The organism is Rhodococcus sp. IEGM 1351 (genome assembly GCF_030056875.1).
In the GTDB taxonomy this organism is placed as follows: Bacteria; Actinomycetota; Actinomycetes; order Mycobacteriales; family Mycobacteriaceae; genus Rhodococcus_F; species Rhodococcus_F opacus.
Map to the genome: position 1 here is coordinate 34,498 of NZ_JASHKU010000020.1, position 23,203 is coordinate 57,700.

The window sequence follows — 23,203 nt, forward strand, 5'->3', positions numbered from 1 at the left end:
TCCGAACTGCTTGGGAGTTGTCGTGATCGACGCTGGAAGCCGTACATTCGCCGATCGTCATGTCGGCCCGAACGCTGCGGAACTCGCGCACATCCTCGAGCTGGTCGGAGCCGATTCGCTCGACGACCTCGCATCGAAGGCCGTCCCCGCCGTCATCCTGGACGGGGTCACGGGCGGCATCGCCGACGGCCTCGACTCACTGCCCGCACCGGTGTCCGAGCACGAAGCGCTCGCCGAACTGTCCGCACTCGCCGCGCAGAACACCGTGGCGACGTCCATGATCGGTCTCGGCTACTACGACACCCTCACCCCGCCGGTCCTGATCCGGAACATCATCGAGAACCCGGCCTGGTACACGGCCTACACGCCGTACCAGCCCGAGATCAGCCAGGGCCGCCTCGAAGCCCTCCTCAACTTCCAGACGATGGTCGCCGACCTGACCGGCATGGAGGTCGCCAACTCGTCGATGCTCGACGAGGCCACCGCCGCCGCCGAGGCGATGACACTGCTGCGCCGGGCGAGCAAGAGCAAGTCCCCGCGGTTCGTCGTCGACGCCGACCTGTTCCCGCAGACGCTGGCCGTCGTCGAGACCCGGGCCGAGCCGCTCGGCATCGAGATCGTGGTGGCCGACCTGTCCGCCGGCCTGCCGGACGGTGACTTCTTCGGCGTCCTCGCGCAGATGCCCGGCGGGTCCGGCCGCATCGTCGACTACACCGATGTGATCGCCGCCGCCCACGAGCGCGGCGCACTGGTCGCCGTCGGGGCAGATCTGCTGGCGCTCACCCTCCTCACCCCGCCCGGCGAGATCGGGGCCGACGCCTGCTTCGGCACCACCCAGCGGTTCGGTGTCCCCATGGGCTTCGGTGGCCCGCACGCCGGCTACCTCGCCGTGCACACCAAGCACGCACGTCAACTCCCCGGGCGTCTGGTGGGCGTCTCCGTCGACGCCGACGGTGACAAGGCGTACCGGCTGGCGCTGCAGACCCGGGAGCAGCACATTCGCCGCGAGAAGGCGACGTCGAACATCTGCACCGCACAGGTGCTGCTGGCGATTCTGGCGGCCATGTACGCCAGCTACCACGGCGCCGAGGGACTGAAGGCGATCGCCCTGCGCGTCGCGAACACGGCGCACTCCCTGGCGGCCGCGCTCCGCAAGACCGGGGCGGTCGTCGTCCACGAGCACTTCTTCGACACCATTCTCGTGCGAGTCGACGGCCGGGCGGCGGACGTGGTGGCGAAGGCGAAGGACGCGGGCATCAACCTGCGGCTCGTCGACGCCGATCACGTCGCCATCGCGTGCGACGAAGCCACCACCGCCGACGACGTCGCCCACGTGCTGGCCGCGTTCGGCGGCGAAGGCGCCGTGACCGAGGACGCGGGCACGTCCGTCCCCGACTCGCAGCTCCGCGGATCCGACTACCTGCAGCACGAGGCGTTCACCCGGTACCGCACCGAGACGGCGATGCTGCGCTACCTGCGGGCGTTGTCCGACAAGGACATCGCACTCGACCGCAGCATGATCCCGCTCGGTTCCTGCACGATGAAGCTCAATGCCACCGCCGAGATGGAGGCGATCACCTGGCCCGCGTTCGCCGGACTGCACCCGTTCGCGCCGACCGGGGACACACCGGGAATTCTCCGCATCATCAAGGACCTCGAGAACTGGCTCGTCGCCGTCACCGGCTACGACGCGGTCAGCCTGCAGCCGAATGCCGGTAGCCAGGGCGAGTACGCGGGGCTGCTCGCGATCCGCAACTACCACCTCAGCCGCGGAGACGACCACCGCGACACGTGCCTCATCCCGTCGAGCGCCCACGGCACCAACGCCGCATCCGCGGTCATGGCCGGGATGCGCGTCGAGGTCGTCGGGTGCCGCCCGAACGGTGACGTGGACCTGGACGACCTGCGGGCGAAGATCGCCGACCATGCCGAGCGTCTCGCCGCGATCATGATCACCTACCCGTCCACGCACGGTGTGTACGAGCACGAGATCGCCGACATCTGCGCTGTCGTCCACGACGCCGGCGGCCAGGTGTATGTCGACGGCGCCAACCTCAACGCCCTGGTCGGCCTGGCCCGTCCCGGCCGGTTCGGCGGCGACGTGAGCCACCTCAACCTGCACAAGACGTTCTGCATCCCGCACGGTGGCGGTGGCCCCGGTGTCGGTCCGATCGGTGTGCGGTCCCACCTCACGCCGTTCCTGCCCGGACATCCGCTCGCACCCGAACTCGGCACCGCCGGACCGATCTCGGCGGCCCCGTACGGCAGTGCGTCGATCCTCCCGATCACGTGGGCGTACATCCGGATGATGGGCGCCGTCGGGCTGCGTCGCGCAAGCCTGACCGCCATCGCCTCGGCCAACTACATCGCGCGCCGCCTGGACGAGTACTTCCCCGTCCTCTACACCGGCGAGGGGGGAATGGTGGCCCACGAGTGCATCCTCGACCTCCGGCCGATCACCAAGGACACCGGTGTGACCGTGGACGACGTCGCAAAGCGCCTCGCCGACTACGGTTTCCACGCACCGACGATGAGCTTCCCGGTGGCGGGCACCCTGATGGTGGAGCCCACCGAGAGCGAGAACCTCGAAGAGATCGACGCCTTCTGTGAGGCGATGATCGCGATCCGCGCCGAGATCGACCGCGTGGGTGCGGGGGAGTGGCCGGTGGACGACAACCCGTTGCGCGGCGCCCCGCACACGGCCGGATGCCTCGCAGCGGAGTGGAACCACCCCTACACCCGTGAGACGGCGGTGTTCCCCCGCGGCAAGGCACGGCCGAAGGTGTGGCCGGCGGTCCGGCGCATCGACGGCGCGCACGGCGACCGCAACCTCGTGTGCTCCTGCCCGCCGATCTCCGCGTTCGAAGGCGCCTGACACCGACGATGCCCGGCCTGCTCACGCGGGGCGGGCATCGCTCGCTCAGTCCTCGCGCACCAGCTCGAGGATCGTGATCTCCGGTGGGGCGGCCACGCGCACGGGCGGCCCCCACGTGCCCACACCGCGAGTGGTGTACAGGACGGTGTTCCCGATGCGGTCCAGTCCCGTCACCGACGGCTGCTGCAGCGGCACCAGATAACCCAGCGGCCACATCTGCCCACCGTGGGTGTGCCCCGACAGTTGCAGGTCGACACCGAGGTCGGACGCTTCCAGTGCCTGCCGCGGTTCGTGCGCGAGCAGCACGACGAACGTCGACGGATCGCGTCCGGCGAGCGCGGCGGATAGATCGGGTTCGTACGGGGCGGGCGAGGAGTAGTCGTGGATGCCCGCGATGTCGAGAGTGGCGCCGCCTCGGGTGATCGTCGCGCGCTCGTTGCGCAGCGTCCGGATGCCCAGTCGGTCCCACACGTCCAGCCATCGGCCACCGTCGTCGGCGTAGAACTCGTGATTGCCGCTGACACCGAACACCCCGAGCGGGGCCTCGACGTCGCCGAGCGGTTGCAGATCGGGCGATACCTTCGCGACGGTCCCGTCGACCAGATCGCCCGCGATCGCGACGAGATCCGGCTGCTCCGCGTTCACCAAATCGACGACACGCCGAGTGAAATCCACTCCTCGCGCCGGGCCGACGTGGAGGTCGGACACGAGCGCCACAAGCACACCGTCGAACTCGGCGGGGAGACGTTTCAGCGGCACCCGAACCCGCACGATCCGCGGCCGCGCGGCCTCCGACACCCCGTAGCCGGCGGCGCCGACGGCACCCACCACGACGACGGCGGTGGCGATGCGAAGGCCGCGCCGCCGTGACAGATCGACCTGTTCGCCGTTTCCGGTACCGCGCAGGCGGCCGAACAGCCGCGTCAGCAGTGATACCAGTGCGACCAGCAGAAGCCCGAGCACCAGATAGAACATCGCGCCGAGCCACACCCAGCCCACCCACCCCGGGGGACGCGCCCATCCCGGGTCGAAGGCTTCGCCGCTGCCGACGCCGATGACCGCGAGAACCCACAGGACCACGAGGGTCACGTCGACGACCACCGACCAGGGACGGCCGAGCCCGGTGGCCCGGACGAGTCGCCTGTGGAGCCACCAGCTGACGAGTGCGAGGAAGACCGCGAAGACCAGGAGCCTCGTCACGACAGCAGCCTGCTGATCGCGGTCGGCAAGGCCGCTCCCTCCGAGGATGCGACCTTCTCCAGCGACCCGCCGGTGCGATCGGCCAACGCCTGCAACGTGTTGAGGTCGGAATTCTCGCCGATCGTCACCACGTCGATGCGCACCGGCTTCGACGTGTTCGAGGCCGCGGCGATGGCCGACAGCAGATCCGCGCGCGCGACGGAGTCGTCGTTGGCGCCGTCGGTGACGAGCAGCACCGAGTTGGTGAGGCCCGGCGTGTATCCGTCGACCGCACTCTTGTAGGCAGCTTCGAGCGCCGTGTACGTGGAGGTTCCGGTGGCGGGTGTCGCCCTGGCGAGCCGGGCGTCGAGGGCCTGCCTGCGGGTGCCCTCGGTGAAACCGCCCGCCGAGAGCGGACCGGTCGCGACCACGGTCGTGTACGGGCGCGACCCGTCGAGTGTCGTGCTGTACTCCCACAGTCCGAGGTTCGACGAGTCCGGAGCACGGTCGACGTGGGCTGCGAGCGCTGCCGTCGTGTTCGCCAGGCGCGTCGCCGTTCCCTCGCGCTCACCCATCGAGCTGGAAACATCGAGCAGGACGGTGGAGGTGCGGGGCGTGATCGGATTCCGGATCACGTGCATCAGCTCGGCCGCAGCCGCCGCATCCGCGGGAACCAGGGTGGATTCGAAACCGGGAAAGGCCAGCGCGGTGTCGTCGGGGCGGGCCAGTCCCTCGACCCGGAATCCTGCGTCGGCCAGGACCTGCGCCTGTTCGGGTCGACGGACGAACTCCGCGAACTGCGCGGCGGCGCGGCTCTGCGTCTCGTCGACGGATGGGCCGGCCAGGACGGCCGCCGGGTGATCTGCCACGGGTGTCGGGCCTTTCGGCATCGATGTGGTGATGTCGGCTCCGGGTGCGTCGCGCAGGGCCTGGTAGACCTGCTGTTCGGTAGCCGCGACCGCGTGGACGTCGGAGGTCGCGGGATCGCCCTGCTCGGCCAGCGCGGTGAGTGCCTCCCGCGTCGTCGCGGGCTTCGTCCCCGACGACGCCTCGTAGCCGAGCGCCAGACCGGTGAGTGCCGACGTGACCGGAGCGGAACGTGCCTGCTCCTCCGTCACCGGACCCGTGCTGCTTCCCGTGACCGCGGCCGCGACCGCCTCGACTGCCATCTCCGTACTCTCGGCGCCGGGGCCGACGGGGAGCGCCATGCCCAGGCTGCCCCAGCCCGGCAGACCGAGAGCCGCGAGGGAATCGCGGCCGGTCTGCAGTGACGGCAAGTCCTTCCAGTCGATCGCCGGCGTGCCCGGCGCATTCGCGAACGCCGTCCGGACCGCGAGCACCACCGGGCTGGTCGCCACGGGACGCGCTTCGCCGCTGATGACGCCGGTTGCCGACACCTGCTTGACGGAATGCGAGCTGGACGGAATCCACAGAGCGGGGCGAGGTCCGAGTGCCGCTGCGTCCCACGGGCCGTCCGGCCCCGCGGACAAGGCGTCGCGCACGGTGTCGGACGCGACGGCAGTGACCGTCACCGACACGCATTGATCGCGTATCACCGGCGCCGTCTCCGTGAAATGGTCGGCAAGCGTCTGCAGCTGGGGTGCGATATCGGGATCCGCCGCGACCGCGAGTACGGATTCGCCTTCGACGCAGGCGCCCGCGGCGGCCACTCCCTGATCGTTGATCCGGTCACGCAACTGGAACCAGCCCACCACGCCCAGCACGAGCACGACGACGAGACCGAGCACGATCAAAGGCCCCCTGCTGATACCCCTGGCGCGCGATTCGCCGCGATGCTGCCCCACGTGCTTTCCAGCCCCTGTCCGACGAGTTCGACGTTGACCCTCGCAGTGTAGTGATGCGCAGGATCACCCCGGCCTGACACGTGAGTGGCGAAGCGTGCCGGGGCACGCTTCGCCACTCACGTGGGGCGACCGGGTCAGGCGTTGGCTGCTTTGTATTCGCGGCGGCGGCGGTGCAGGATCGGTTCGGTGTAGCCGGAGGGCTGGCGGGTGCCGTCGAGGATGAGTTCCTTCGCGGCCTGGAAGGCGATGTTGGTGTCGAAGTCCGGGGCCAGCGGCCGGTAGGTGGGATCGCCCTGGTTCTGCCGGTCCACCACGGGGGCCATCCGCTGCAGCGATTGCACGACCTGGTCGGCGGTGACCACACCGTGCCGGATCCAGTTCGCCAGCAACTGCGACGAGATGCGGAGGGTGGCGCGGTCCTCCATCAGGGCGACGTCGTGGATGTCGGGGACCTTGGAGCAGCCGACGCCGGCGTCGATCCAGCGGACCACGTACCCGAGGATGGACTGGCAGTTGTTGTCGAGTTCTTCCTGCTTCTCCGCCTCGGACCAGTCGGTGTCGGGGGCGAGGGGGATGGTGAGGATCTCGTCGAGGGTGGCCCGCCGGGTGCCCTCGAGCCGGTTCTGGACGGCGACGACGTCGACCTGGTGGTAGTGGGTGGCGTGCAGGGTGGCCCCGGTCGGGGACGGCACCCACGCGGTGTTCGCGCCGGCCTTGGGGTGGCCGATCTTCTGCTCGAGCATCTCGGCCATCAGCTCGGTCATCGCCCACATGCCCTTGCCGATCTGCGCCCGCCCCTGCAACCCGCAGGCGAGCCCGACGTCGACGTTCCAGTCCTCGTAGGCGGTGATCCAGGTCTGCTTCTTCATCTCGGCCTTGCGGATCATCGGCCCGGCCTCCATCGAGGTGTGGATCTCGTCGCCGGTGCGGTCGAGGAACCCGGTATTGATGAACACCACCCGCTCACTGGCTTCCTTGATGCAGGCGGCGAGGTTGACGGTGGTGCGGCGTTCCTCGTCCATGATGCCGACCTTGAGGGTGTTGCCGGGCAGGCCGAGGACCTGCTCGACGCGGCCGAACAGTTCGGTGGTGAACGCGACCTCGTCGGGGCCGTGCTGCTTGGGTTTGACGATGTAGATCGACCCGGTGCGGGAGTTGTCCAACGGCCCCGTCGCCTCGGACCGGGACAGCCCGTGGACCGCGCACAGGGAGGTGATCAGGGCGTCGAGGATGCCCTCCGGGATTTCGGTGCCGTCGCCGTGCAGGATCGCCGGGGTGGTCATCAAATGCCCGACGTTGCGGACGAACAGCAGCGACCGCCCGTGCAGGGTGAGCTCGGACCCGTCCGGGGCGGTGTAGACCCGGTCCGGGTTCAGCCGGCGGGTGAACGCCGTGCCGCCCTTGGTCATCTCCTCGGTCAGGTCCCCGCGGTTGAGGCCGAGCCAGTTGCGGTAGCCGATCACCTTGTCGTCGGCGTCGACGGCGGCGACGGAGTCCTCGAAGTCCATGATGGTGGTGACCGCGGATTCGAGCACCACATCCTTGACCCCCGCCGCGTCCGTCTGGCCGATCGGGGAGGTGGGGTCGATCTGGATTTCCGCGTGCAACCCGTGGTTGCGCAGCAGCACACTGGTCGGGGCGGCCGGGGTGCCGAGGTAGCCGACGAACTTGCCCGGCTCGGCGAGGCCGGTGATCGTGCCGTCGGCGAGCTGCACGGTCAGGGCGGTGCCGTCGACGGTGTAGGCGGCGGCGTCGGCGTGCGACCCGGTCGCGAGGGGGGCGGCGGTGTCGAGGAAGGTGCGGGCCCAGGCGATGACCCGGTCGCCGCGGACCTTGTTGTAGGAGGCGCCCGCCTCCGCGCCGCCGTCGTCGGGGATGGCGTTGGTGCCGTACAGGGCGTCGTACAACGACCCCCACCTCGCGTTGGAGGCGTTCAGCGCGAAGCGGGCGTTGAGGACCGGGACCACCAGCTGCGGTCCGGCGGTGGCGGTGATCTCGGTGTCCACGTTCGCCGTGGACACCTCGAACGGGGCCGGTTCGGGCACCAGATACCCGATCTCGGTCAGGAACGCCTTGTACTCGGCCGGGTCGATCACGGCACCGGCCCGGTCGCGGTGCCAGCCGTCGATCCGCGCCTGCAGGTCGTCGCGGGTGGACAGCAGCGCCGTGTTCTTCGGCGCCAGATCGTCGATCACCTTCGCCGCACCCGACCAGAACCCGTCGACGTCCACCCCGGTCCCCGGCAGCGCCTCCTCGTTCACGAAGTCGTAGAGCACCTTCGCGACCTGCAGACCGCCGACCTCAACACGCTCAGTCATGAAATGCCTCACTGTTCCGCACTTGGAGCACCGGACGGGTGCCATGAACCGCACCCAATGTTACCCGCTGGTAAGCGGCGTGGCCGGATGTCCTGCGGAGGTTCGCCCCGAGGTGAGGGCGGGAGGTGAGGTCAGGCCTTCTCGCCGGTGGACGGCTCGAGGGACGGGGCTTCCGACTCGACGGGCGTGTCGTTCTCGGCGTCGATCCGGTGCAGATCGCCAGCGGCCTCTGCCGCGCTGAGACGGGAACGACGCCAGGCGACGACCAGCAGTCCGGCCCACACCGCAACGAGAGCGAGGTACCCGAGGGTGGCGGCGACGCCGGTGACGTCGAACGTCTTGAACAGCTTCTGCGCGTTGGTGATGATGATGATGCCGCCGACGCCGGTTCCCAGAAGGGTCGCGGGCACCCGGCTGACGAGCCAGGCGGCGAGCGGTGCGGCGATAATGCCGCCGAGAGCCAGCCCCGCGATGATGGGGATGTTGTCGAAGAAGTCGCTGCCGAGACCGAAGATGAACCCGATGCTGGCCGCGGCGGACACCAGGAACTCCGACGCGCTGACCGAACCGATGACGGTGCGCGGTGCGGTCTTGCCGCGCGAGAGCAGCGTGCTGGTGGTGATCGGCCCCCAGCCGCCGCCGCCGCTCGCGTCGATGAATCCACCGAACAGTCCGAGCGGTGACAGGAACTTCGCCGTGTGCGGCGACGTCCGGGCGTCGTTGACGGCGGGAGGGCGGATGGAGAAGCGGAGCAGGACGTACACACCGATCGCCAGCAGGATCGTCGACGTCACGGGGACGGCGGCGGCCGTCGACAACTGGGACAGCACCGTCGCACCGAGGAACGCACCGATGGCGCCGGGGACACCCAGGCGCAGTACGAGAGCCCAGTCGATGTTGCGGAACCGCCAGTGCGACGCACCGGAGGCGAGCGTCGTACCGACCTCGGCGAAATGCACTGCTGCGCTGGCGTGTGCCGGTCCGACGCCGCTGAACACGAGCAGGGTGGTCGCAGTCACGCCGAAGGCCATGCCGAGAGCGCCGTCGACCAACTGGGCACCCACGCCGACCAGCGTGAAAATCAAGAGCTTGAACATCGAGACTCCGACCGAGAGAGCGAACCGTCAGGGCAGCAAAGACCAGCGAGCAGGCTGGTCAGCAACATCCCTGGTCGAAGGCATGGCCTCGGCGGGAGGGCCAGAAGGGCATGAGGGCGAGCGAGGCCGCGGGGCCTGCCTGCGCGCTCGTGCCGTTCACTCGGACTCCCACATCTCTCGTCGCATGCGCGGCCGTCCGCGCACAAGGTTCGACACTAGCTGGAGGGGTGGGCGCGTGTCATCTTCACACGCGCCCAACCGCTCACAGTTTTCGCGCAGAGATCTCGAAGCCCACGTCGCGCAGCCGTGTCACCAGGACGTCGCCGAGTGCCGTGGCGGGGGTGAGGACGCCGGCCGAATCCGGCAGTGCGTCGCCGCCGAGGACGAGGCTCAGCGCGGATTCGCCGAGCATCACCGCGGTGGCGCTGTATCCGGGATCGCCCTTCGCCTTCACTCGCGACGTGTAGCGCGCGCCCGTGGTGGTGGTCGTGTACACGTCGATGGTGAAGTGGCCCTTGCGCTGCGCCTCTTCGCTGGGGCCGTCGCCCGGTGAGGGCAGAACGCGGTCGAGGACGTACCGGGTGGGCGGGAGGGCCATTCCGACGATCAACCCGCCGAGGCCGGCCGCCACCGCACCCGCGATCACCGGTGTGATCGGGGAGCTTCCGACGTTCATGACCTCGCGGTACTTGAACTCCCGACCGTAGGCCCAGTCGCGGAGCGCGTTGCTGCGCCGCACGACCCGGGTGTTGTAGGGACCCATGAAGAAGGGGGCCTTCCACCCCTTCAGGCCGGGTGCGATGTCCTCGCCGTTGACCACGCTCATGTCGGACTGCTTGCCGAGGTCCGGTTCCTTCGAGCGGTCGGGGCTCAGCGAGTACGGCGACGCCGCGAGATGCCGCGACGCCGGATTCTTCTTCGACACGTCCACCTGTGTGCGCAGCGAATCGATCGTGCCGCCGCTGACGCCGCCGCGCACGGACGTGACCACCAGGGTGGTGTCGGTGAGTTCGCCGGCGCCGTCCTCCCGGACCTTCTCGTACAGGACGTGCACCCCGAGGTCGGACGGAATGGAGTCGAACCCGCAGGAGTGGACGATCCGGGCGCCGGTCTCGCGGGCCCGATCGTGGTTGGCGTCGATGCTCTCGCGGGCGAACAGCACCTCTCCGGTGAGGTCGACGTAGTCGGTGCCCGCCTCGGCGCATGCCGCGGCGAGGGCATGTCCGTACTTGGCGTACGGCCCGACCGTCGTCGCGACCACCCGGGTGCGTCCCGCGAGGGCTGCGAGCGACGCGGCGTCGTCGGAGTTCGCGACGATGACGGGCCACTGCGCCGCGCGCGGACCGAGCGCGGACCGCACCGCTTCGAGTTTGGCGGCTGTCCGCCCCGCGAGCGCGATCCGCACGCCGTCCGGAGTGTGCTGTGCGAGATAGTCGGCGAGAAGTTTGCCGACGAAGCCGGTGGCCCCGTAGACGACGAGATCCAATTCACGTGCGTTGTCTGTCATGGCACGACCCTACTCGGCGGTAGGGAAGCGGGAGCTCAGAGTCCGGTACCGGGGTGGGTGGGTGCGAGGGGTACCCGGGTGCGGAGCCGCAGGACGACGTAGCCGACCCACGAGGTGACGACACCGAGCGCGACGAGAGTTTGGATCGCTCCCGCGGCGGATTCCGGGTAGACGACCCCGGTGAGGTAGTGGGAGATGAACCCGGACGAGGGGAGCGGGTCCTGCCCGGCGCGGACCCGGGCCCAGCTCTCCAGGTGGGTCAGCGGGCAGTCGATGCCGACGAGGACGCCGGTGAATCCCCAGGCCACCGCGGCGAGGTGGAGGGCGATGGTGCGCGGCCAGTGCCAGGCGAGAAACCCACCGCACACGACGTAGAGGATGAAGATCAGGTGTGCGACGGCAGTGGCGTCGGCGACGACCTCGTAGAAGACGCTCCCCATCGATGCACCCCTGACATCCGAATTTCCCCCATACGCCATCGTAGGCGTCGCCCGGCCGGGTCCGCCGGGTAACGGGCTCAGGCGGTGCCGCGCACGTCTTCCTTGACCACCAGGATCGGAATGTCGACCTCGAGAAGGAGGCGTTGCAGCCATCGTTCCAGGAGGAACTTGCCGATCGGGGACATGCGCCGGGTACCCACGACGAGCAGATCCGCGCCGCTGCTGTCGACCAGCGCGCGCAGAGCGCTCACCTGATCACCGTCGTGCTCGTTGGTGCGCAGCTCCCACGACGACTCGCCGACCCCGCCACTCTCGAGCGTGGCCTGGATCTCGGCGCGCAGGGCGGACCGGTCGGACTCGGCGTCCTGGCCGGGGTCGTCGTCGAGGACGTGGAGGACGAGCAGCTGTTCCCGTCGTTGCACAGCCTCACGGGCGGCGTGAACGATGGCCGCCCGGCCTTCCGGGCTGTCTCGGTGGACAACGGCTATCGCCATGAAACGCCTCCATTTGCAGGTATCGGTACGACCCCTATTATCCCCGTGCCGGAGTGTGCTCCGGCTGTGTCGATGCTCTCGTACGGAGATCCGAGCGGTGCTCGATCACCAGGGTGAGGGCTCGTAGTCCTTCAGGAAGCAGCCGTGCAGATCGACGCCCTGCTCGCCCTGGACGATCGGGTCGTAGACACGGGCGGCACCGTCGACCAAGTCGAGAGGGGCGTGGAAGCCCTCGTCGGCCAGGCGCATCTTGGTGTAATGCGGCCGCTCGTCGGTGATCCACCCGGTGTCCACCGCGGTCATGAGGATGCCGTCCTCGAGCATCTCCTTGGCGCTGGTGCGGGTGAGCATGTTCAGCGCGGCCTTCGCCATGTTGGTGTGCGGATGCCCCGGACCCTTGTAGGCGCGGCTGAACTGGCCCTCCATCGCGGAGACGTTCACCACGTACTTGCGGCGGGCGCCTGCCGCCGCCATCGCGGGCCGCAGCCGGGACACGAGGATGAACGGGGCGACCGAGTTGCACAACTGCACCTCGAGCAGCTCGATCGGGTCGACTTCCTCGACCGTCTGGACCCAGCTGTTCGTGTGCGCGAGGTCGGGCAGGAGTCCGCCGGCGTCGATCGCGAGACCCTGGTCGATGCGATCGGGGGATGCCGACTTCGCGACCAGTGCGAGCGAACTCACCGCGTCGGGGGACAGTGCGGCGCCCGCCATCGCGGACACGTCGGACAGTGAACCGGCGAGTGCCGCCGGGTGGGCGTCGCTCGTCTTGCCGAACGTCAGGACGTCGGGCAGGTCGCCCGAGGGAAGGGCCCCGGACTCCGCGTCCGCCAGCGCGCTGTAGGCGCCGGGGGAGCGCCGCACCGTCTGCGCGGCGTTGTTGATCAGGATGTCCAGCGGGCCCTGCGCGGCAACGGAGTCGGCCAGCGCGACGACCTGCGCCGGGTCGCGCAGATCGATACCGACGACACGCAGCCGGTGGATCCACTCGCTGCTGTCCTCCATCGCCTTGAACCGGCGGATGGCGTCGTTGGGGAAACGTGTCGTGATCGTCGTGTGGGCTCCGTCGCGGAGCAACCGCAGGGCGATGTACATGCCGATCTTGGCGCGACCGCCGGTCAGCAGCGCCCGGCGGCCGGTGAGGTCGGCGCGCGCGTCCCGCTTGGCGCGGCTCTTGGCCGCGCAGTCGGGGCACAGCTGGTGATAGAAGGCGTCGACCCGGGTGTAACGCTGCTTGCAGATGTAGCACGGGCGGGGTCGGATGAGGGTGCCCGCGGATGCGCCGTCGGCGTTCGACGTGAGCGGGATGCCCGCGGTCTCGTCGTCGATCCGATCGGGGGAACCCGTCGCGGTGGCGGCGACGACCTGACGGTCGGCCTCGGAGACGGCGTCGCGGGCCGCGAGTCGCCTGCGTTTCTTCAATTTCTTGAAGAGGTGACCGACGGCGCGCTGGACCGTGACGGAGTCGGGATCCGCGTCGTCGAGTTCCGCCGCCTGATCGAGAACCTTCAGGCAGATCTCGAGATCCGCCGGATCGATCGTCGTCGTTGTTTCACCCATCGAACTTCGCCCTCTCACGAAGAAGGCCCCGGTTCGATGAACCGGGGCCTTTTCGTCTGTCTCAACTCAGAGTGTCCGAGGGGGGACTTGAACCCCCACGTCCGTTAATAGGACACTAGCACCTCAAGCTAGCGCGTCTGCCATTCCGCCACTCGGACTTGCTTGCCCCCATTTGCTGGGTGCTGCAAAAGATTAACCGATGAACCGCCACGGCCCAAATCGCCCCTCTCACCTGAGCGTTTCCGCTGCTGCGGTGGTAGGAACGTGGAGTGCCAACTACACAGGAAACCCCAGGCCAGGGTCGCGCCGAAGCCGAAGTCGTGGATCTCGTCAGTTCACTGATCCGCTTCGACACGTCCAACACCGGAGAGCTCGCCACGACGAAGGGCGAACGCGAGTGTGCGGAGTGGGTGGCGGCCCAGCTGCAGGAAGTGGGCTACGAGACCGCGTACGTGGAGTCGGGTGCACCGGGCCGCGGCAACGTGTTCGCCCGGCTGAAGGGCTCGAACCCCGACCGCGGCTCCCTCATGCTGCATGGCCACCTCGACGTCGTTCCCGCCGAGCCCGCCGACTGGCGTGTGCACCCGTTCTCCGGAGCCGTCGAGGACGGTTACGTTTGGGGTCGCGGCGCCGTCGACATGAAGGACATGGTCGGGATGATACTGGCGGTCGCCCGCCAGTTCAAGGCCGAGGGGATCGTTCCTCCCCGCGACCTCGTGTTCGCCTTCGTCGCCGACGAGGAGGCCGGTGGCAAGTACGGTTGCCAGTGGCTCGTCGAGAATCGGCCCGATCTGTTCGAGGGTGTCACGGAGGCGGTCGGTGAGGTCGGCGGTTTCTCCCTGACCGTTCCGCGACCGGACGGCACCGACCGCAGGCTCTATCTCGTCGAGACCGCCGAGAAGGGTCTCGGATGGATGCGGCTGACGGCCAAGGGTCGCGCCGGGCACGGCTCGTTCCTGCACACCGACAACGCCGTCACCATCCTGGCGCAGGCGGTCGCCCGGCTGGGTGCGCACACGTTCCCGTTGGTCATCTCCGATTCGGTGGCCGAATTCCTCGAAGCGGCGGGTGAGGAGACCGGACTCGACTTCGACCCGAAGTCGCCCGACCTCGACGGCACCCTCGCGAAACTCGGCACCATCGCCAACATCATCGGCGCCACCCTCCGCGACACCGCGAACCCGACCATGCTCTCGGCCGGCTACAAGGCCAACGTCATCCCGCAGACCGCGGAGGCGGTCGTCGACTGCCGGATCCTGCCTGGCAGGCAGGCCGAGTTCGAGGCGGCGGTCGACGAGCTCATCGGGCCGGACGTCCAGCGCGAATGGATCACGAAACTCGACTCCTACGAGACGACGTTCGACGGACATCTCGTGGACGCCATGAACGACGCGATTCTCGCGCACGATCCCGGTGCCCGGACCGTGCCCTACATGCTGTCGGGTGGAACCGACGCCAAGGCGTTCGCGAAGCTCGGCATCCGGTGCTTCGGGTTCGCTCCGCTGCAGCTGCCCGCCGACCTGGATTTCAGCGCGCTGTTCCACGGTGTCGACGAACGGGTACCGGTCGACGCACTACTGTTCGGTACACGCGTGCTGGAACATTTTCTGCTCCACAGCTGATCCGAGAACCGATACGCGACAAGAGAGGAACCGCATGTCACACGACCCGTACGAGGCACTTCCCGACCTGCCGAGTTTTGAGCTGACCTCCACCGACGTCACCGACGGACAGCCGCTGAACAAGGAACAGGTCAGCGGAATCTTCGGCGCCGGCGGCTACGACAACTCGCCGCAGCTGTCGTGGTCGGGGTTCCCCGCCGAGACCAAGAGCTTCGCGGTGACGGTGTACGACCCCGACGCGCCGACGGCGTCCGGATTCTGGCACTGGGCGGTCGCCAACATTCCGGCCGACACGACCACGCTGGTGAGCGGCGCAGGCGACGACGACGGAACCGGGCTGCCGAGCGGTGCGATCACGCTGAAGAACGACGCCGGATTGCGTCGTTTCCTCGGCGCGGCCCCGCCGGAAGGGCACGGACCGCACCGCTACATCTTCGTGGTCCACGCGCTCGACGTGGAGACTCTCGATGGGGTCACCGCCGACTCGACGCCGGCGTTCCTGGGTTTCAACCTGTTCTCGCATGCGATCGCTCGCGCGAAGATCCAGGGGACGTACGAGCAGTAGCTCGGTAGCTCCGGAAGACGTGGGTGGCCGGCGAATCCTCGGGATTCGCCGGCCACCGGTCTGTGTACGGTCCGTGTCAGCGCACGGCGCCGGCGCCGACCGCATCGGCGACGGAGGAGTAGCCGGCCTCGCGCACCTTCCGGGCCAGCCCCTTGTGGATGCGGCGAGCCCAGAACGGCCCGCCGTAGATGAAGCCGGTGTAACCCTGCACGAGCGACGCCCCGGCCAGGATCCGTTCCCACGCCTGGTCGACCGTCTCGATGCCGCCGACGGAGATCAGCACCAGGCGATCACCTACCCGCGCGTGCAGGCGGCGGAGGACCTCGAGGGATCGTTCGGCGACCGGAGGTCCCGACAACCCGCCCGCGCCGATCGCGGACACCTCGTCGTCCGGGGTGTTCAGCCCGTCTCGGCGGATGGTGGTGTTGGTCGCGACGATGCCAGCCAGGCCGAGTTCGAGCGCGAGATCCGCGACCGCGTCGACGTCGTCGTCGGACAGGTCGGGGGCGATCTTCACCAGAACCGGGACGGTAACGCAGTCGAGAACGGCACGCAGGAGAGGCCGGAGAGATTCGACGGCCTGCAGGTCCCGCAGTCCCGGGGTGTTCGGTGAGCTGACGTTGACCACCATGAAATCGGCCAGCGGGCCCAGTAGTTGCGCGCTCGCCGTGTAATCGGCCGGGGCGTCCGCGGCGTCGACGATCTTGGTCTTGCCGATGTTCGCGCCGATCGGGACACCGGCCCGGCGCTGACGGAGGTGGTTCGCGGCATTGCCTGCGCCGTGGTTGTTGAAACCCATCCGGTTGATCAGGGCGCGGTCCGCGGGCAGCCGGAACAGGCGGGGAGCCGGGTTGCCGGGCTGGGCCTGGGCGGTGACGGTGCCCACCTCGGCGAACCCGAAGCCGAGGGGACCCCACGCGTCGACGCCGGTCGCATCCTTGTCGAACCCGGCGGCCAGACCGAGCGGCGCCGGGAAGTCGAGTCCGAACACGGTGTTCCGCAGTACCGGATCGTCCACGACGAGAACCTTGCCGACGAGCTGACGCAGCGGCGAGAACCGCGTGACCAGGCGCATCGCAGCGAAGGCCAGGTGATGAATCCGCTCCGGAGGAACGCGGAACATCACCCGTAAGAGCAGGTGGTACAAGGAGGTCTCCCTAGATTGCGGGGTCGGGGACATGGTGAGCGGTCTTCCTTCGTTTGAGCAGCACACGGCGGCTACCGTCGGAGTACAGGCGGACCCGGGACAGCTCCCAGCCACCGAACTCCGCCTGGATGGCCAACCTCATCGAAGCGCTGATGCGGGTGACGTCGGGTGGCAGCCGGAGCGGCACGTACTCGAAGTCCTCGGATTCGATCTCCCACCCGGAGGGGAGTCGACGTGAATGCGATGCCATCTACGAACTCCTCGTCGGGATCTGCTGCAGGCCGTCTCCCGTCGCGGAACCGATCAGGAGGTCACCGTTCACGGTATCCACAGTGACAGAGTTCGGCTGCCGGACGGTGGGATACCGTGCCGTTTCCACGCCGACACCGCTCGACAGGTCGAATCCGACCACTTCGTTGGTCTCGGTCAGCGTGACCCACGCCCGGTCGGCGGTGTCGTCGTAGGCGACGGCGTACGGCGCGAGCCCGGCGGGGAACCGCTGGCGGAGCATCAGTGTGTCGGTGGTGTAGGCGAGCAGTTCGTCACCGGTGGTGTCGGTGACGAGGATCCGTCCGTAGTGATCGGTCGTGAGCTGCGTCGCGCCTTCCCCGGCGCGCAGCGCGACACCGAGCGCGGCAGCGGGGACGTCGATGGCGGTGACGGACGTCTGACCACGGTCGAGGGCGGTGAGTGAGTCGCCGACGACGGCAAGCCCGTCGACGGACGTGAGACCGCCGATCACCTGTGACTCGTTCGTGTCGGTGTTCACGATGTGAATCTCGCCATTGCCCAGGCCCATCGCCAGCCGCCCGTCGGGCAGTTGGGCGACCGATCGGACGTCGCCGTCGGCCGGGACGAACACCAGCTCGCCGGTTCGCAGGTCCAGGCGTCCTACCTGCGTGTTCATGGCGAGTAACGCCACACCGCCGGGGGCGAGGGAGACCTGGGCGACGGTGTCGTCCAGCGGAATCACCCGCGGAGGCGCTGTGAAATCCCCCGCCGGGAACAGCAGGACCTGGTTGCCTTCGCCGCCCAGGACGACGGTCGTGCGGGTCTCGGGGTCGAATGTGGTGGACTCGATGGGCAGTCCGAGAGGGTGGACGACACCCGCAGGCGTGGTGTTCTGGGCCGGGGACTGTGCGGCACTCGCGGGCGCGATCGTGATTGCCTGATCCTCGTCGGAGTTCGACGAACAGCCCGTGACCAGTAGAAATGCGACTCCGATACACGAGGCGACGACGCGCGCTCCCGGTCTACCCATGTGCTGCTCCTCGGGGTTCTCTCATCGACCTACACCTGTACAACTGCCCACAAGCATCCCTGATCCGCGAAACGCCCACGAATGCGGTCGGTGCCGAGCGGGTGCCGAGGCGATACCGTGAGAAACATCGACCCCGCGCCCGGCGGTCTTCCGATCGCCGGCCCAGGTCATCGAGGAGAAGACCGTGGAAATACCCGAAACACCGACGTTCACCGTCGAAGACATCTCGGTAGGACCGCACGCACACGGCTTCGGCCGGACCGCAGAAGGTAACTCCTACGCATTCCGGGTGCGCAAGAGCACGATGCACGTCGAGGTCTACCGCGCCGACGTCGAAACCGAGGTCCCGGCTCCCGACGACATCGTGGCGTCGGCGCGACGCTCGGTCCGGGAGATCGACCTGACCGATGAGCGCAGCATCGTCGCCGTCGTGAGAGATGCCGTGTCCGATCCCGATTCCCACGTGGCAGGGCCGGAGGACGGAATCACCGTGCGTGCGGTGCTCAGCCGCCTCGGCGCGGTCATCGACGGGCTGTGAACCCCGCGGTCTAGCGCTGATCGCGGCGGGGGAGGACGAGGGTCGCACCGGTCACCGGGTGCTCGATGACCTCGACGGGGTGCCCGTACACCCGGGTCAGCAATTCCTCGGACAGGACGTCGCCGGGAGGCCCGTCGGCGGCGACGCGTCCCTGCTCGAGGACCACGATCCGGTCCGCGTACGCGGCGGCGAGCGCGAGGTCGTGGAGGACGACCACCACCGCGGTGCCCTGCTCCGCACGGGAGCGGGCGAGACGCATCACGGTCTCCTGGTGGCCGAGGTCGAGGGCGGCAGTGGGCTCGTCGAGCAGGATCGTCTCGGTGCGCTGCGCGAGCACCCGCGCCAGTGCCACCCGGGCACGTTCGCCACCCGAGAGCGCCGTGAACGGCCGGTCGGCGAACGCCACGACGTCGCAGATCCGCATGGCCTCGGCGATGGCGGCGGCGTCGTCGTCGGAGCGGGGTGTGCGTGCCCACGGTGAGCGGCCCATCGTGATCACCTGACGGGCGGTGAACGAGAATCCGACAGTGTTCTGCTGGGGGAGGACCGCGCGGCGCTGAGCCATCTCGAGCGCCGTCCAGTCACCGAGGTTCCGGTCGTCGAGGTGCACGGTTCCCGAATGCACGTCCTGATCGCCCGACAGCGCCGCGAGGAGCGTCGACTTGCCCGCCCCGTTGGGGCCGACGAGAACGAGGACCTCCCCGATCCGCACGTCCACGGAGACGTCCTCGAGCACGGGCCTGCCCCCGCGGGTGACCGCGATGCCGTCCGCCCGCAGCGTCACGGCCCCCGAGGAGCGCGGCGGGGGCATCGGGTCGGTCCGTCGGAACAGGCTCTGCTCGATGGCTTCGCCGATGCGGGTGCGGAGAGAGCGGGATGCCGGACTCATGCCCACCCACCCTGGCTGGCCCGGGTGCGGCGCAGCAACCAGAAGAAGAACGGCCCGCCGACGAGGGCTGTCAGCATGCCGAGCGGGAGGTCCGCGTTCGCCACGAGCGACCGGGCGCCCAGGTCGGCGAGGAGCAGCACGAGCGAGCCGCACAGCGCGCTCGCCGGAATCAGGGCCCGGTGGCCGGGCCCGACGGCGATGCGCATCAGGTGCGGGACCACCAGTCCGACGAACAGGATGATGCCGGTGAAGGCGACGCTGGACGAGACGAGCAGGGCGACGATCAGCACGGCGATCTGACGCAGCCGCTCGACGTCGAGGCCGAGGTGCCGGGCCGCGCTCTCGCCGAGGGACAGCAGGTCGAGTTTCCCGGCGATCATCATCGTGGCGGCGATCCCGGCGACGGTCATCGGCGCCACCACCGCGACCGCGTTCCAGGTGGCCCCGTTGAGGCTGCCCAATTGCCAGAAGACGATCTGATCGCGCGCCGCGGGGGACGCGACGAACGTGAAGAAGGCGATGAGGCCGCCGGCGAACGCGTTGACCGCCACACCGGTGAGGACGAGGGTGACCACCTCGGTGCGGCCCTCGTGCCGGGCGAGGACGTAGACGGCGACGGTGGTGATCAGTCCGGCGACGAATGCGGCCGCGGCTACCGTCCACCCGGCCGCGAACGCGCCGCCGACCACGATGGCGGCGCTGGCGCCGACCGCGGCGCCGGCCGACACCCCGATGACACCCGGTTCGGCGAGCGGGTTGGCGAACACACCCTGCAGCAGCGCACCCGCGCATCCGAGCGCCGCCCCGACCAGGATGGCGAGGACCACCCGCGGGAACCGGACCTCCCACAGCGTCACCTCACCGCTGGGGTGCGCGGGCATCGGTCCGAGATCCAGTCCGATGCGGTGGAGGATGCTGCCGAGAACCTCTCCTGGTCCGGTCGGCACCTGTCCGATGCAGGCCGAGAACACGGCGGCGACAACGAGGGCGATCAGCAGGCCGCCGAGGACGGCACCGGTTCGAGTGCGTGAGGAAGGCTTACCCGGAGCGCGGAGGTCTTCGACGGTCATGGATTGGCGGTCGGGTAGACGGCGTCGGCCAACGCGCCGAGAACACGGCCCGTGTTGGGGCCGAAGCTGAGCAGCACCCCGTCCTGCATGTCGACGACGCGCTGATTCTTGCCCGCCGGAGTCTGCGCCACCCCGGGAATCTTCTCGAGTCCCTCGATGCCGCCGATCGATTCGAGCCCGCCCGTCATCATCAGGAGGACGTCGGGGGCGGCGGCGATCAGGGCCTCGCTGGTGATCGGCGCGAACTGCTGCGTGATGCCCGAGGCGGTGCCGGCGTCGACGGCGCCGAGCGCGTCGATCAGCGAGTCGGCACCCGAGCCCGGGCCGCCGATCATGGTGATCGCGGTGCCGCGCAGATACAGGAACGCGATCTTCAGCGGCTCGTCGCCCTGCGGGGCGCGACTCAGGGCGGCCGCAATCTCACTCTCGGTGCGGGCCGCGAGTTCGCGGCCCTGCTCGGGCACACCGAGCGCATCCGCCACCGCCGTGATCTGGCCGGGCACACCCTCGAGCGTCCGCGTCGGATCGAAATAGACGACCGGAACTCCGGCGGCCCGCAACTGATCCTGCACGGCCTGCGGTCCGATGCTGGTGTCGGTGAGGATCACCGTCGGCGCCAGGTCGAGGATGGCCTCGGCGTTGAGGGACTGCCCGCCGGGGGTCACCACCGGCACGTCCTGTGCGGCGGGGAACTCGGAGGCGATGTCCCGGCCCACCACGTTGTCACCGAGTCCGAGCGCGAAGACCGTCTCGGTGAGCGTTCCGTAGCGGTCCGCGGTCACGATCCGGCTCGCGTCCGTGATCGTCACGTCCACCCCGTCGAAACTGCGGACCGTGACGGGCAGCACCGGCGTGGCGGGGGACGCGAGAGGTTCGGGATTCAGGTCGTCGAGGACCGCCGTGCGCGCACCGCCGGTGCCGCCGGCGCTGTCACCGGCGCCGGAAGCGCACGCCGACACCCCCACCGCGGACACGAGAAGCAGGACGAGAACGGCGAACAGCAACCTGTCCGTGCGGGTCCGGAACACCGATCTCATCGTGCGAGGTACCGGTCGATGTCCGCTTCGAGGGCGGCGAACAGGTCGCCGTTGAGACGGTAGGCGAAGTTGACCTCGTCGATCACCCGTTGCTGGTCCTCCGGAGTCAGGGGCGCGGCGTCGAGTTTCGCGCGGTAGGTGTCCTTGAACACCTTCGGTTTCGGGATGTCGTCGAAGATGTAGAACTGCAGGCCGTCGGTGGTGTACCCGTAGGCGCGTTCGAGCATGCGCCGGATGATCTGCCCACCGGACAGGTCTCCCATGTACCGGATGTAGTGGTGCGCAACGAAACCGGCGGGCCACTCGTACGCCACCTCGCGGAGCCGCTCCACGTAGCGGGTGGTGGCGGGCAGCGCGGACACGGTCTCGCGCCACGACGACCCGCGCAGGAACTCGAGATCCGCTTCCAACGACGGGACCCGCAGCAGTTCGTCGTGGAGAAACGGCGACGCGACGGGGTTGCCGGTGTGGGTGCGCCCGGCGTCCTCGAGTTCGCGGTAGACGAGGTACGTCTGTGCGAGCAGTTCGGCGTAGCCGTCCGAGGTGAGTTCACCGGCGAGGAGGGCTCCGACGAACCGGGACTGCTCGGTCTCCCGGTGAGCGGCGTCCGTCCCGGCCTTGATGCGCTCGGCGAAGCCGACGGTTCGGCGGTCGGCCGCGTCGGCCTCGTTCAGCGTGGTCATGGACTCTCCTGCAGATCTACGGGCGTCGGCCGGTGGGCACCAGGTTAGCCTGCCCTGCACGTGAACTGCAGGTGCACGTCTGCCGGCTCCTGCACACGCTAGGCGCTGACGTCGTCGAGCGCCGCCGCGATCGCGGCGGGCAACTCCAGTTCCTCGGCGACGAGCACACCGGTCAGCTGTGCGATGTCCCTGGCCCCGACGACCGCGCTCGCGACACCCGGACGGTCGCGCGCCCACGCGAGCGCGACGGCCAGCGGGGAGGTGCCGAGCCCGTCGGCCGCGGTCACGACCGCGTCGACCACCCGGACGGAGGAGTCGGTGAGGTAACTCTGGACGTCCTGCGCGTGCGCGTCGTCGGCACCGCGTGAATCGACGGGGATGCCGTTGCGGTATTTGCCGGTCAGGACCCCGCGGGCGAGCGGAACGGCCGCGAACACCCCGATGCCGTGATGCGCCGCGGCCGGAACGAGCTCCTCCTCGACGCCCCGGGCGAGCAGCGAGTACTCCACCTGGGTGGCGACGAGCGTGGTGCCGCGGGACGCGCCTGCCGCAGTGGCCAGTTGCCACCCGAGGTAACCCCGCGCCCCGACGTACCGGACCCGGCCGCTCGCCACCGCGAAATCGAGAGTGGCGGCGACCTCGTCGACCGGCGTGAACGGATCCCACGTGGCGACCTGCCACATGTCCAGGTAGTCGGTGCCGAGCTCGCGCAGGGTGGCGTCGAGCTGGGCGACGAGACCCCGTCGCGAGCAGTCGATCCGCGAGGGGCCCGACGGGTTGATCCCGGAACTCGAGCTCAGGACGAGTTCCGTGCGCGGCACCACGTCGTCGAGCAGTTCCGCCAGGATCCGCTGCGCCACACCGTCGCCGTACGCGGGCGAGGTGTCGACGAGCGTTCCGCCCGCATCGACGAACGCCGCGATCTGCGCCGCCGCCTCGTCGCCGTCCGTGTCCCGACCCCACGTGAGCGTGCCCAGGCCGAGCCGTGACACTCGTAACCCGCTTGCTCCGACCGATCTCTGTTCCATAACCGCCTGCGTCTCGTACCGTAGCTGCAATCCCGGCGTCGCCCCCGAAGATGCTGGTGCCCCCCGGAACCGGCCACCACAGGTGCAG

General features: G+C 69.2%; 20 protein-coding genes and 1 tRNA gene. 4 read left to right on the forward strand and 17 right to left on the reverse strand.

All coding sequences use genetic code 11. The features are described from left to right. Positions 1-22: 22 nt before the first annotated feature. Positions 23-2,875 (forward strand): aminomethyl-transferring glycine dehydrogenase, encoded by a 2,853-nt coding sequence (gene gcvP, locus QM806_RS29155; RefSeq protein ID WP_265146155.1) that lies wholly within the window; start codon positions 23-25, stop codon positions 2,873-2,875. Positions 2,876-2,920: 45 nt separating this feature from the next. On the opposite strand, the gene QM806_RS29160 is transcribed toward gcvP, so the two are convergent. The 9 genes from QM806_RS29160 to QM806_RS29200 all read right to left on the reverse strand — a co-directional run bounded on the left by QM806_RS29160 (position 2,921) and on the right by QM806_RS29200 (position 13,433). After that, the gene (locus tag QM806_RS29160; protein WP_283293697.1) at positions 2,921-4,075 is read right to left on the reverse strand and encodes a metallophosphoesterase; all 1,155 of its coding nucleotides are present in this window, start codon (positions 4,073-4,075) and stop codon (positions 2,921-2,923) included. After that, complete coding sequence (locus QM806_RS29165; protein ID WP_259465784.1) at positions 4,072-5,802, reverse strand: substrate-binding domain-containing protein; 1,731 nt, start codon at positions 5,800-5,802, stop codon at positions 4,072-4,074. The genes QM806_RS29160 and QM806_RS29165 overlap by 4 nt, the downstream gene beginning before the upstream one ends. Before the next feature lie 191 nt (positions 5,803-5,993). Then, positions 5,994-8,177, reverse strand: coding sequence for a malate synthase G (locus QM806_RS29170; protein WP_283293699.1), 2,184 nt, complete (start codon positions 8,175-8,177; stop codon positions 5,994-5,996). A 131-nt stretch (positions 8,178-8,308) separates the two neighbouring features. Beyond that, positions 8,309-9,274, reverse strand: a complete 966-nt coding sequence (locus QM806_RS29175) for a sulfite exporter TauE/SafE family protein (RefSeq protein ID WP_005243104.1) — start codon at positions 9,272-9,274, stop codon at positions 8,309-8,311. Between the two features lie 262 nt (positions 9,275-9,536). Next, complete coding sequence (locus QM806_RS29180; protein WP_120660732.1) at positions 9,537-10,781, reverse strand: saccharopine dehydrogenase family protein; 1,245 nt, start codon at positions 10,779-10,781, stop codon at positions 9,537-9,539. Between the two features lie 35 nt (positions 10,782-10,816). Then, on the reverse strand, positions 10,817-11,221 hold the full coding sequence (locus QM806_RS29185; RefSeq protein WP_005256373.1) for a DUF2784 domain-containing protein: 405 nt from the start codon (positions 11,219-11,221) through the stop codon (positions 10,817-10,819). A gap of 77 nt (positions 11,222-11,298) precedes the next feature. After that, positions 11,299-11,715: a universal stress protein gene (locus QM806_RS29190; protein ID WP_005243098.1), complete on the reverse strand. Its 417-nt coding sequence runs from the start codon at positions 11,713-11,715 to the stop codon at positions 11,299-11,301. Between the two features lie 105 nt (positions 11,716-11,820). Next, complete coding sequence (locus QM806_RS29195) at positions 11,821-13,275, reverse strand: SDR family NAD(P)-dependent oxidoreductase (RefSeq protein WP_007299021.1); 1,455 nt, start codon at positions 13,273-13,275, stop codon at positions 11,821-11,823. 72 nt (positions 13,276-13,347) lie between these two features. Beyond that, a tRNA-Leu gene (locus tag QM806_RS29200) sits at positions 13,348-13,433 on the reverse strand. Between the two features lie 111 nt (positions 13,434-13,544). Here QM806_RS29200 and QM806_RS29205 point away from each other — a divergent pair. Together QM806_RS29205 and QM806_RS29210 are read left to right on the forward strand one after the other, a co-directional pair. Beyond that, positions 13,545-14,897 carry a M20/M25/M40 family metallo-hydrolase gene (locus QM806_RS29205; protein ID WP_120660733.1) on the forward strand — a complete coding sequence of 451 codons (1,353 nt, stop codon included), beginning with the start codon at positions 13,545-13,547 and terminating at the stop codon, positions 14,895-14,897. 34 nt (positions 14,898-14,931) lie between these two features. Further along, the gene (locus QM806_RS29210) at positions 14,932-15,462 is read left to right on the forward strand and encodes a YbhB/YbcL family Raf kinase inhibitor-like protein (protein ID WP_005243092.1); all 531 of its coding nucleotides are present in this window, start codon (positions 14,932-14,934) and stop codon (positions 15,460-15,462) included. A gap of 76 nt (positions 15,463-15,538) precedes the next feature. Here the strand turns inward: QM806_RS29210 and QM806_RS29215 are convergent, their stop codons facing one another. From QM806_RS29215 to QM806_RS29225, 3 genes are read right to left on the reverse strand one after another with little or no spacing between them, the layout of a single operon-like run. Further along, positions 15,539-16,609, reverse strand: a complete 1,071-nt coding sequence (locus QM806_RS29215; RefSeq protein ID WP_005256369.1) for a quinone-dependent dihydroorotate dehydrogenase — start codon at positions 16,607-16,609, stop codon at positions 15,539-15,541. Positions 16,610-16,619: 10 nt separating this feature from the next. After that, a complete protein-coding gene (locus tag QM806_RS29220) occupies positions 16,620-16,859 on the reverse strand; it encodes a DUF5703 family protein (RefSeq protein ID WP_005243088.1) in 240 nt (79 codons plus the stop codon). After that, the gene (locus QM806_RS29225) at positions 16,860-17,870 is read right to left on the reverse strand and encodes a YncE family protein (protein ID WP_043787368.1); all 1,011 of its coding nucleotides are present in this window, start codon (positions 17,868-17,870) and stop codon (positions 16,860-16,862) included. Positions 17,871-18,054: 184 nt separating this feature from the next. Between QM806_RS29225 and QM806_RS29230 the strand changes: the two genes are divergently transcribed. Beyond that, positions 18,055-18,408, forward strand: a complete 354-nt coding sequence (locus QM806_RS29230; RefSeq protein WP_005243085.1) for a hypothetical protein — start codon at positions 18,055-18,057, stop codon at positions 18,406-18,408. Between the two features lie 10 nt (positions 18,409-18,418). Here the strand turns inward: QM806_RS29230 and QM806_RS29235 are convergent, their stop codons facing one another. The 5 genes from QM806_RS29235 to QM806_RS29255 form a co-directional block, all read right to left on the reverse strand. Beyond that, positions 18,419-19,297 carry a heme ABC transporter ATP-binding protein gene (locus QM806_RS29235; RefSeq protein ID WP_283293705.1) on the reverse strand — a complete coding sequence of 293 codons (879 nt, stop codon included), beginning with the start codon at positions 19,295-19,297 and terminating at the stop codon, positions 18,419-18,421. Further along, positions 19,294-20,367, reverse strand: coding sequence for a FecCD family ABC transporter permease (locus QM806_RS29240; protein ID WP_005256362.1), 1,074 nt, complete (start codon positions 20,365-20,367; stop codon positions 19,294-19,296). The genes QM806_RS29235 and QM806_RS29240 overlap by 4 nt, the downstream gene beginning before the upstream one ends. Next, on the reverse strand, positions 20,364-21,404 hold the full coding sequence (locus QM806_RS29245) for a heme/hemin ABC transporter substrate-binding protein (RefSeq protein WP_222820981.1): 1,041 nt from the start codon (positions 21,402-21,404) through the stop codon (positions 20,364-20,366). Before QM806_RS29245 ends, QM806_RS29240 begins: the two co-directional genes overlap by 4 nt. Further along, on the reverse strand, positions 21,401-22,087 hold the full coding sequence (locus QM806_RS29250; protein WP_120660734.1) for a biliverdin-producing heme oxygenase: 687 nt from the start codon (positions 22,085-22,087) through the stop codon (positions 21,401-21,403). The genes QM806_RS29245 and QM806_RS29250 overlap by 4 nt, the downstream gene beginning before the upstream one ends. 98 nt (positions 22,088-22,185) lie before the next feature. Then, positions 22,186-23,115: an aldo/keto reductase gene (locus tag QM806_RS29255; RefSeq protein ID WP_039952119.1), complete on the reverse strand. Its 930-nt coding sequence runs from the start codon at positions 23,113-23,115 to the stop codon at positions 22,186-22,188. Positions 23,116-23,203 lie beyond the last annotated feature (88 nt).